The sequence below is a fragment of the Stenotrophomonas sp. HMWF003 genome (genome assembly GCF_003061285.1).
GTDB classification, from domain to species: Bacteria; Pseudomonadota; Gammaproteobacteria; order Xanthomonadales; family Xanthomonadaceae; genus Stenotrophomonas; species Stenotrophomonas maltophilia_AP.
This window is the reverse complement of record NZ_QAIW01000460.1, coordinates 1-577: the sequence shown is the minus strand read 5'-3', so window position 1 is coordinate 577 and position 577 is coordinate 1. Positions and strand designations below refer to the sequence as shown.

1 protein-coding gene and 1 pseudogene are annotated in these 577 nt (G+C 68.8%); both read left to right on the top strand.

All coding sequences use genetic code 11. The features are described 5' to 3' along the window. The coding region (locus DBR34_RS24365; RefSeq protein WP_258224205.1) for an ATP-binding cassette domain-containing protein at nt 1-346 on the top strand (346 nt) is incomplete at its 5' end. Beyond that, nucleotides 343-577, top strand: a pseudogene (locus DBR34_RS20450) (ABC transporter permease); the annotation flags it as partial. The gene DBR34_RS24365 and the pseudogene DBR34_RS20450, both read left to right, overlap by 4 nt.

The window sequence follows — 577 nt, the reverse complement described above, 5'->3', positions numbered from 1 at the left end:
CGATATCGGCAAGCGCGTGCGCTCGGTGCTGGAGCGGATGGGCCTGGGCCACCGCGAAAAAGCGCTGCCGTCGCAGCTGTCGGCGGGTGAGCAGCAGCGCGTGGGCATCGCCCGCGCGATCGTCAGCGAACCGCGGCTGCTGGTCGCCGACGAACCCACCGGCAACCTCGACCCCACCCTGGCGGCAGAAATCATGGCGCTGTTCGCCGAGCTTCCCGAGCGCGGTACCAGCGTGCTGGTGGTCAGCCACGACCTGGCCCTGCTCCGGCACATGCGCAAGCGCGTGCTGATCCTGGACCACGGCAAGCTGATCGACGACATCTCGCCGCAGGACCTGGCCGAATGAACACACCCACCAACAAGGAAGCCGCGGCACCGTCGCGCCTGGGCGTGTGGCTGCATCACCACGGCCACAGCGTGGTGTTCAGCCTGGGCCGTGCCTGGCGCAAGCCGTGGGCCACGCTGCTGACCATCATGGTGATGGCGCTGGCCCTGGCCCTGCCGTTGGGCCTGTCCATCGCGCTGGACAACCTCACGCATTTCGCCGGCAGCGTGCAGCAGTCGCGCGACATCAACC